The organism is Cupriavidus sp. 01L45 (assembly GCF_056399885.1).
This window is the reverse complement of the sequence record NZ_JBFTSG010000114.1, coordinates 1-9,958: the sequence shown is the minus strand read 5'-3', so window position 1 is coordinate 9,958 and position 9,958 is coordinate 1. Positions and strand designations below refer to the sequence as shown.

The 9,958-nt window shown below is 64.1% G+C and carries 7 protein-coding genes; all 7 read left to right on the top strand.

What is annotated here, in order from left to right:
• Positions 1 to 106 precede the first annotated feature (106 nt).
• The 7 genes from AC1DT6_RS39765 (at position 107) to AC1DT6_RS39735 (ending at position 9,152) form a co-directional block, all read left to right on the top strand.
• Positions 107 to 1,735, top strand: coding sequence for an FAD-dependent monooxygenase (locus tag AC1DT6_RS39765; protein WP_477115554.1), 1,629 nt, complete (start codon positions 107 to 109; stop codon positions 1,733 to 1,735).
• A gap of 28 nt (positions 1,736 to 1,763) precedes the next feature.
• A complete protein-coding gene (locus AC1DT6_RS39760; RefSeq protein WP_477115553.1) occupies positions 1,764 to 2,804 on the top strand; it encodes a CDP-6-deoxy-delta-3,4-glucoseen reductase in 1,041 nt (346 codons plus the stop codon).
• 38 nt (positions 2,805 to 2,842) lie between these two features.
• The gene (locus AC1DT6_RS39755) at positions 2,843 to 3,181 is read left to right on the top strand and encodes a hypothetical protein (protein WP_477115552.1); all 339 of its coding nucleotides are present in this window, start codon (positions 2,843 to 2,845) and stop codon (positions 3,179 to 3,181) included.
• An 81-nt stretch (positions 3,182 to 3,262) separates the two neighbouring features.
• Positions 3,263 to 4,156, top strand: coding sequence for a fumarylacetoacetate hydrolase family protein (locus tag AC1DT6_RS39750; protein ID WP_477115551.1), 894 nt, complete (start codon positions 3,263 to 3,265; stop codon positions 4,154 to 4,156).
• 85 nt (positions 4,157 to 4,241) lie between these two features.
• The gene (locus AC1DT6_RS39745; RefSeq protein WP_477115550.1) at positions 4,242 to 5,111 is read left to right on the top strand and encodes a fumarylacetoacetate hydrolase family protein; all 870 of its coding nucleotides are present in this window, start codon (positions 4,242 to 4,244) and stop codon (positions 5,109 to 5,111) included.
• A 161-nt stretch (positions 5,112 to 5,272) separates the two neighbouring features.
• Complete coding sequence (locus AC1DT6_RS39740; protein ID WP_477115549.1) at positions 5,273 to 6,028, top strand: IclR family transcriptional regulator; 756 nt, start codon at positions 5,273 to 5,275, stop codon at positions 6,026 to 6,028.
• A 268-nt stretch (positions 6,029 to 6,296) separates the two neighbouring features.
• Positions 6,297 to 9,152 (top strand): SagB family peptide dehydrogenase, encoded by a 2,856-nt coding sequence (locus AC1DT6_RS39735; RefSeq protein WP_477115548.1) that lies wholly within the window; start codon positions 6,297 to 6,299, stop codon positions 9,150 to 9,152.
• Positions 9,153 to 9,958 lie beyond the last annotated feature (806 nt).

The window sequence follows — 9,958 nt, the reverse complement described above, 5'->3', positions numbered from 1 at the left end:
TGACAAGGCTCTGAGTGATAGCTAGAGTTATCGAAAATGAAACAGCATGTCCGCATGATGAAACTTGATAAGTTCATCGGGACGCAAGTCAACAAGGAGCCATCGGGTGTCGGAGACAGAGGTGCTGATCGTAGGGGCGGGGCCGGTTGGATTGACGCTGGCGATCGATCTGGGGCAGCGGGGCGTACGTTGCACGGTGGTGGAGCGCAACCAGGCGCCTGGGCGCTTGCCGAAGATGGAGCGCTGCAACGCGCGGACGATGGAGATGTACCGGCGCCTGGGCATTGCGGAACAGATTCGGGATGCGGGGTATCCGCGCGATGAGCCGATGGATGTGTTCATCGTGACCTCGCTGGCAGAGCCGCCGCTGTTGCACCGGGCGTACCCGTCGGTGGGAGAGTTGCAGGCGCAGGGCAGGCGGCGCAATGACGGTGGTGCGCCGCTGGAGCCGTATCACCTGATATCGCAGTACACGCTGGAGCCGCTGCTGAAGGCGGTGGCCGAGCGCACGCTGAATGTGACGGTGCGCTTTGGCTGCGAGCTGACGGAGTTTGCGCAGGATGAAGAGGGGGTAAGTGCGAGTGTCGTCGATAGCCAGGATGGCGCGCAGGAGATCCGCGCACGCTATCTGGTGGGATGCGATGGCGGCTCCAGCACGGTGCGCAAGCAACTGGGGATCCGGTTGAGCGGCGAGGGCAACATCCTGCGGTTGCGGCAGGCGCTGTTTCGGTGCGACGACCTGTATGGGCGCATTCCGATGGGGCGTGGCCGGCATTACCACGTGGCGGACGACCAGGAGACGCAGATCGTGGTGCAGGACGACTGCCGCCACTTCACGATGCACTCGGTGGTGGCCGAGGATGGGCAGATGGCGGAGAAGTTCAGGCGGGTGGTTGGGCTGCCGATCGAGTTCGAGACGCTGTACGTGGGGGAGTGGACCCAGCACCTGCTGCTGGCGGACCGCTACGGTGAGGGGCGGGTGTTTCTGGCTGGAGATTCGGCGCACCTGGTGATTCCGACGGGCGGCCTGGGGATGAACACGGGGGTTGGCGATGCGATCGACCTGTCGTGGAAGCTGGCGGCGACGCTGGCGGGGTGGGGCGGCCCGAACCTGCTGGGCTCGTACCAGCGCGAGCGCCGGCAGATCGGCGCGCGCAATGTGGCGGCGTCGCGCTATGCGGCCAACGGCAAGCGCACGTGGCGGGCGGCCTACCGGCCCAACATCGGCGATCGCACGGCCGAGGGCGCCCAGACGCGGGCGAACCTGGTGCGCGTCGCGGAGGTGGAGCAGCGCAAGGTCAACGAGCAGACGGGGACGGAGCTGGGCTACCGCTATCTGGACTCGCCGCTGATCTGGCCGGAGCCGGGAGAGAGCCCGGACCCGGACAGCTACAGCTACCGGCCGACCACGTGGCCGGGCGCGCGGCTGCCGCACGTGTGGCTGGATGACGGCAGCGCGCTGCATGACCGGATCGGGGCGGGCTACACGCTGTTGCGGCTGGGCGGCACGCGTGTGGATACGTCGGGGCTGGCGGCGTGCATGCGGCAGGTGGGCGCGCCGCTTGATGTGATCGAGATCGGGGATGCGGCGCCGCGCGAGGTGTATGGGTGCGACTTACTGCTGCTGCGCCCGGACCTGCATGTGGTCTGGCGCGGCAATCACGTGGATGTGGACCCGAAGCGGCTTGCCGCAGTGGCCACGGGCCACCGGTTGCCCCGGGCAGTGCGGGGCTGAATCCCTCCCAATTGACAGGACAGACGACATGACGTTCAAGGTGACCTTACAACCGAGCGGGCACAGTTACACGGTGCCGGAGGGGACGACAGTGCTGACGGCGGGGCTGAACGCCGGCTGGATCATGCCCTACAGCTGCCGTGCCGGCGGCTGCCGCACGTGCCGGGGGCGGATTCTTGAGGGGAAGGTGGATCACGGGCGGGCGCACGCGGCGTACCTGACCGAGGCGCAGCGAGCCGAGGGGCTGGCGTTGCTGTGCCAGGCCAAGCCGCTGAGCGATCTGGTGATCGAGGTGAAGGAGCTGTCGCTCAAGCAGGTGAAGGTGCGCAAGATTCCGTGCCGGGTGCGGCAGATCCGGCGTGCGGCGCCGGATGTGGCGGTGCTGGATCTGCGGCTGCCGATCAACGAGAACCTGCGGTATGCGCCGGGGCAGTACCTGGACTTCCTGCTGCCGGGTGGCGAGCGGCGCAGCTATTCGATTGCGACGCCGCCGTCGGCGGCGGGGCAGATCTCGCTGGAGTTGCACATCCGGCATACGCCGGGCGGGGTGTTCACGGACCGGCTGTTCGGCGGGGAGATCGAGTCGGGGCAGATCCTGCACTTCGAGGCGCCGCTGGGGACCTTCTACCTGCGCGAGGAGAGCAGCGCGCCGATCGTCTTGGTGGCGAGCGGGACGGGCTTCGCGCCGATCAAGGCGATCATCGGCTACATGATCGAGCGCAAGGTACAGCGTCCGATGACGCTGTACTGGGGAGGTCGTCGGCCCCAGGACCTGTACCTGGACGAGCAGGTGCGGGAGTGGGAGTCGGCGTGTCCGTGGTTCCGCTACGTGCCGGTGCTGTCGGAGGCGCGGCCGGAGGATGGCTGGTCAGGGCGCACGGGTTATGTGCACCGGGCGGTGATGGAAGACCTGCCGGACCTGTCGGGGCACCAGGTGTATGCGTGCGGGGCGCCGGTGATGGTGGAGGCGGCGCGCGAGGACTTCGTGGCGCGGTGCGGGTTGCGCGAGAGCGAGTTTTTTGCCGATTCGTTTCTGACGCAGGCGGAGTTGGTGGGGGTGCAGGCGTGAGAGACGAATCAATGAACGGAGAAAGGAGGAGCAAGGCGATGAGGATACCCAATGCGACGGTGCCGACGAAGAATGCGACGGCGATCGTGCGGCCGTCGTTCATGTCGCACGGCACGCTGGAGTCGAGGAACCTGAAGGAGACGCGCAGGTTCTTCGAGGAGGTGCTGGGGCTGGAGTGCGTGCGCCATTCGAAGTCATCGATGGCGGTGCGTTGCGGGATGAAGTTCCTGTACTCGTTCTACATTGAGGACCAGGACTACAACTGGTGGGAAATCCAGTACTACGACGGGGTCCAGCACGACGACATGTTCGACTTCGGCGATCGCTTCGGCGATGCCGACTCCGACCTGCATGGCGATCTCGGCGGAATCCGATAAGCGCTAACTGGTTGTATGACCGCAGGCGAAGTCGTGTGCTTGCCGGACCATTGAATGGACGGAAATCTTCTTGAGGAACGAATGAAAATCGTGAGATACGGCCCGCAGGGCCTGGAAAAGCCGGGCTTGCTGGATGCCAACGGGGCGATTCGCTCCCTGTGGCCAATGGTTTCGGATATAACGCCTGATGTCCTTAGTCCCGAAGGCCTGCGGGCGCTCGCAGCGGTGAATCCGGAGAAGCTGCCGATTGTCTCTGGCACGCCGCGCCTCGGCGTACCCGTTTCGGGCATGCGGCAGGTGGTGGCGGTGGGATTGAATTACCGGGCGCACGCGGAAGAGGCCAACATGGAAATACCACGCCATCCGATGGTATTCAGCAAGGCCATCACTTCGCTGTCCGGTCCCAATGATGACATCGTGCTCCCCCGCGATTCAATGAACACGGATTGGGAGGTGGAACTCGGCGTGGTGATCGGGCGCCCGGCCTACCAGGTCGATGAGGCAGATGCACTGGACTACGTAGCCGGCTACTGCACCGTCAACGATGTTTCCGAACGGGTCTGGCAGGTCGAGAGAAGCGGGCAATTCATCATCGGCAAGAGCGCGCCAGGCTTCGCGCCGGTGGGGCCCTGGCTGGTGACCCGCGATGAGATCGGGGATCCTCAATCGCTCTCGCTGAGCCTGAGCGTCAACAATGAAATCCGGCAGCAAAGCCATACCAGCGACATGATCTTCCCGGTGGCGAAGCTGCTTAGCTATATCACCGGATGCTTCCGGCTCCTGCCCGGCGATATTGTCCTGACGGGCACGCCGCAGGGCGTCGGCATGGGGATGAAGCCGCCGCGGTATCTGAGGCCGGGTGATGTGGTCGCCACCGAGGTCAAGGGGCTGGGGCGCCAGCTTCAGACCGTGAGGGGCGAGCTGGCGTCGTCAACCGTGGTGCCCGAACCTGGTGTCGCCGGTACGTTCGCCTGAAAGTGTCCCGGCGGGCATCGGGCGCAGGCATGGCCACGCCTTCAGCCGGGCCGGGGAAGCTTCGACAGTTTGAGGGATTCTTACCATGAAATTGGTGTCGTATCAGAACAAGGGCAAGGCAGGCGTGGGTGTCATCGTGTTCGAGGAGCAGGTGGTATGCCTGGATGAAGTGGCGCCGGACTTGCCGCGGACGATGCGAGGCCTGTTGTCGCTGGAGGATGGCCTGGCGCAGGCGAGGCAAGCAGCGGAATCGGGGCGGGGAAGCGCTCGCCATATCGATACGCTGATGCTGGATCCCGTGGTGACCGACCCGCATGCCATCTGGTGCCTGGCGCGCAACTACAAGGCACACGCCGACGAGATCGGCGTGGAGGCGCCGACCCGGCCGATGATTTTCCATCGGGTCGCAGCCAGTCAGGTCGGGCACCTTGGCCCGCTGGTTCGCCCGGTCGTTTCCGAGAAGTTTGACTACGAAGGCGAACTTGCAGTCGTTATCGGGCGGGGCGGGCGACATATATCGCACGAAACGGCGCTCGACCATGTGGCTGGCTATGCCTGCTACAACGACGGCTCCGTGCGCGACTGGCAGCGCCATTCATCGCAGATCGGCGCGGGGAAGAACTTTGCCGGAACGGGTGCTTTCGGTCCATGGCTGGTGACGCCTGATGAGGTGGGACCGATCGGCTCGAACACCATGGTGACGCGATTGAACGGCGTGGAGGTGCAAAGCACCCCGCTCTCCGAGATGATCTTTGGCGTGGAGGACCTGGTCGCCTACTTCTCCACCATCTGTCCCTTGCTTCCCGGCGACGTGATCGTCACGGGTACGCCGGGCGGCGTGGGATTGTTCCAGGATCCGCCTCGCTTCCTCCGGGCAGGGGACGTCGTCGAAGTTGCAATCTCCAATGTTGGCATTCTCCGAAACACGGTCCAGGAGGAAGCGCTCGCTGCATAAGCGCATCATGCGGTGGCGTGAAGGCTGGCGGCGTTCCGGGCGCCGCAATTGAGGATAGAATCCGCTTTGCCGGTGTCCGTCCATGGGCGGTAGACGGGAATGGAATGCTGCCTTTGCCAGTGCCCAGGCAGCGTATCACTAAAAATACATGAGGAGTCCGCTTGGATAGCGTACGTTCGGTCGAGCGCGCCCTAGATATTCTGCTCAGTTTCATCGAGACGCCGTCGATGGGTATCTCGAAGATCGAGGAGGCCGTCCCGCTCAGTCGACCCACTTTATATCGCCTTCTGAATACGCTCGAGAAGAAGCGGCTGCTTCGCTCGTACGGTGACCCGCGCACCTATGAGTTGACACATTGTGCCGTAGAGCTGGCCAATGCGTTCCTGGCCAGCACGGATGTCGTTCAGGTCGCGCAACCCTTCCTGCAAGAACTATGGGAGACAACCGACGAGACGATCTCGCTCTTTGTCTTCCAGGGCGGAAACAAGCGTGAGTGTGTTCAGGAACTCAAGAGCAAGAAGCCGTTGTCCTATGCGCCTGGGCTGACGGTGCGGCCGCTACATGTTGGCGCGCCGGGGAAGGTGATCCTCGCTTTCCTTTCCGAGGCGGCGATCTCGGAAGTCCTGCGTGCTATTCCTGCCGCGCAGGAGCGTGACCAGCTCAAGGTCTTGCTCAGGACGATTCGTCGGAACCGGTATGCCATTTCCCTGGGCGAACTGGTCGCCGGGGGCGCTTCCATCGCTGCGCCTGTCTTCGATAGGGAATCGAAAGTGGTCGGCTCCGTGGCATTGGCGATACCACAGGCCAGGCTCACGAAAGTGCTGCAAGCGGAATACATCCAGCAGGTCCTGGCCGCCGCAGGCAACATTTCGGTGGCCCTTGGCTGCGCAGATGGGCAACTAGAGTCGACTGCCTAGCCATCGCAGGGCTGCGGGCCGGTTTGCCTCGCGCGAGCCAGACGAGCGGGCGCTCCTCACGTGTAACGCGTCGATCGCATGTCGCGGGCGCGCCTGGAAGTACCGCGCAGCGGGCCCACACAGCGAGGCCGCTCTTAACAGAACTTGAGCGCGCTTGCGATAAATGCCGGCATCATCTGCCGGGCACGCGCGGGGAGGAGGGGGCGTGGGGAGGACAAAAGGACAGAAGGCGCACGGTGGTAGCGCCATGGCTGGCGCGGGAGAGCGGATGAAGCGCACGCCCGCCGGTGTCGCGGTGTCGGCCATGCCGGCATCCCAGTCACAGTCGCAGTATCTGTCGGAATGCGCGCGCGGCCAGCAGTTGCTGGACCGCGGCCAGGCTGCTGACGCGACGCAGGTGTTCGAAGCGATCCTCGCCAGCCTGGATGGTGCTTCCCGCTTCGAGAGGACGGTCGTGCTTGGTCGGCTTGGCCGGTGCCACCACCTACAAGGACAAGCCACATCCGCTGCGGACTGTCTTCGAGAGGCGATCGCCATTGCGGCGGAGCTGACGCCTACGGATCGCGTGAACAGCGTGCGTAGCGCGTTGCACTCGGAACTCGGGGATGCGCTTCGCGCAGCCGGCGAACACACGGCAGCGAAGCAGGCGTACGACGAGGCGTTGGCGATCGCGAGGAAATCCGGCAACCTGCGCGGCCAGGGTGTGGATCTTGTCCGCCTGGCCGCTCTGGCATTCGATGCAGGCGACTATCAGGAGGCGCTCGTTCACTATCGTGCCGCGCATCAGATCGCCAAGGCGATTCGAGATCCGCTGATGGAGGCGGCCACGTCTGTCCGGCTGGGCAAGATACTCCAGTCGCAGCGGCAATGGGCGCAGGCCAGGCACTATCTCAGCGACGCGGCTTCACTCGCCGAACAGGCCGGAGACAGGGCGCGTGCCAGCGATATCTGGTGCCTGCTGGCCCAGATCAGCGAGGAAGAATTCCTGCCGGCGGAAGCGGAACGCTGGTATCGGAAGGTGATCGCATATGCGAGGCAGGCAGGAAGGCTGCAGTACCTGGTGCAGCAGCTCGGCAGGCTTGCCGAGCTGCTTCTTGGCCAGCCCGATGGAGCGGCCGAAGCGCGGGTATTGGCCGACGAGGCGCTCGCGGTGGTCCAGACGCTCGAGCCGGCGGTAGCGGGGGAATGGGTCATTTTTGAAACCCTCGGCAATCTGGCGGCGCGAGACGCTGCGGATACCGCTGAGCCGGGGCGGAAGCTGGCACTGGAAGCGAGAGCCGGGGAGCTGCGGGACCTGGCCAAACGGGCGCCGCAGTTGTTCGCCACGCTTGCGCAACTCGATGCGAGCCCGGGTCTTGGCCGTGCTGTTATCCTGGGTCGCATCGGTCGATGCCTGCATGTGGCTGGACAGGCGGCACGCGCGGTCGCATATACGCAGGAAGCGGTGGCGATCGCCGGCGCGCTTCCTGGCAGCGGGTTGGCGGCAGGACTTAGGGGGGCGCTCGAAGCACAGCTCGGAGCCATCCATGGCGAGTGCGGCGATCTTCTGGCTGCGAAGCGGGCATTCCAGGCGGCGCTCGCCGTTGCGGAAACACTGGAAGACTTGCGAGGGCAAGCCATCTGCCATGAAGAGCTCGCCACGATTGCGGCGCTCGCCGGTCGTCCGGACGAATTGCTGGCGCAGTGCCATTCCGCCTCCACTCTACTTGCGCAACAATATGATCCCGCCGCACAGGTTGCTGCGCTGGTTCGCCTGGGATGTCTTCTGCAGGCGGGGCAGCACTGTGAGCGGGCCAGGTACTACTATGGCGAAGCGGAGCGTATCGGGCAGTCGGAGGGGCAGCCAGAAGCGGTGGCGATGGCGCAGGAACTGCTTGCCATGCTGGATCCGGTGCCTGCCCAGGAGGATCCCACCAGATCCGACGATACACAAGCGTTGGATGTCGAGGTAACGCTGATCGACGATGTCACCACGGACTTCGCGTTCGGCACCGACTTGCTGGTGGATGGTTGGCGCGAGCGCAAGGTCACCCGCTGGGCCGGGCCGCCAGCAGCGCTGAGAGAGCAGGTCCGGCCGATGCTCAGACCGTGCACGCGAAACTGGACCGACGAAAGCGGCGTGGCCTGGCTCAGTAGTGCCGTGGAGGAGCCGGCGTTTGTAAGGCAGGCGGGATGTACCGTGATTCGCCGCGCTCGCCGCGAGATCGGGGTTGCCGGTAGCCCGCGCATCGTTGCCAGGCTGGTGCGTGCCATGGACGGTGAGCACACGGTCGCGCAAATCCTGAACCAATTCTCGCAACCCGATGGCTCGGTAGCTGCGCGCCTGCTCGCTGCAATGATTGAGGCGGGCGCGATCGACATGTCGGGGCGTGCCGTTGCGCGGTTGCTTCATGCGGCGACCAAGAAAGGCGTGTTGCCGGGTGGAGGACTGGAAGGCGACGATATTCTGGGGCTGGCGATGGATGGCGGACATCGCTGCTATCCGCAAGCGGCCCGCCTTCCAGTCAGCCAGGCCACGCCGGAGTGCTTGCGCCCACTACACGCCTTGACGCGCACGCGCCGCTCGCGAAGGCATTTCTCCGGTGCACCGGTAGCGCGCAATGCATTCGATGCGCTTCTGGATACCGCGTGCGGGGTGACGGGGGTCATGCAATGGGAAGGCAGGCAATCCAACCTGCGGGCCTATCCTTCCAGTGGCGGGCTGTACGCGGTGGAGGTGTATGCGATGGCACTGCAAATCGAGGGGTTGGTGCCGGCCGTCTACCACTATCGCGCCGATGAAAGCGAACTGGAACTTGTGAAGCCGCTCGCCCCCGGCCTGCTGCTCGAAGCGATGCTGCCAGTTGAGCGCGAGATGGTTTCAGGCGCGGCGGTGATGTTCTGCCTGACCGGTTGCTTTCCGCGCCACGAACACAAGTACGGCGAGGGCGGCTATCGCATGCTCGCGGCCGAGGCCGGCCACATTTCGCAGAGCCTGATCCTGGCAGCAACTTCGTTGGGACTGAGCGCGCGTCCCTTTGGCGGCGTATTCGACGATCTCGTCAACGAAGACCTCGGCCTGGATAGCGCGCAAGAGCAGTTCCTGCTTGGCGTGCTGGTGGGGCAAGCGCCGCAATCGGGCTGACACGAAAGTGGCAGTTGCAGAGGCATAGTTGGCGGCCCCCCAGCGTCCGGCAGCCGGGACGCGTTCGCACCGACGAAACGGTGAAATCGTCGATGCCGATCGGCCTGGCGCAAGCAGCGACGTGATGCCCGCGTAGTGCTGCGCGGCAGTTCCGGCCTGCGTCTCTCTATCCAGGAACCGTTCGTTTCCGCGAAGGCGGGAATCCAGCGTCCTTTTAAAGTCACTGAAAGTCATTGGATCCCTGCATGCTCGGGGATGGCGAGTCGGTTGACTTGAAAGTAGCTTGCAAGGCAGGGGGCTGTGAGTCTCTTCAGTGAAAGTCCTGCCTTGCGCTTGGCAGCATTTCACTTTACATTGAATTCGATATGCGATAAATATTGCGTAGAGCGAAAAACGTCCCTCCCCAACCTCCGCATTTCATTCCCCAACCAAAATCCCCTCGCTTCGCTTTGATCAACGCACCGTGCCACCGGTCGTTACAGGTCGAGCGTAAGCGTGCGTGTCGGCAACGCGCACGTGCCTTGGTGGATGTCTTCCAATGGGCGAATGCGAACCACGATGCGTCCCCGCTCGCATTCCTGTGCCTCTGCAAGGCTGGCATTCCAGCGCTGCGTCGCATGCAAAAACTGCACGTCAAATGAAGGTGTGGCCCGACCTTGACAAGGCTCTGAGTGATAGCTAGAGTTATCGAAAATGAAACAGCATGTCCGCATGATGAAACTTGATAAGTTCATCGGGACGCAAGTCAACAAGGAGCCATCGGGTGTCGGAGACAGAGGTGCTGATCGTAGGGGCGGGGCGCCGGT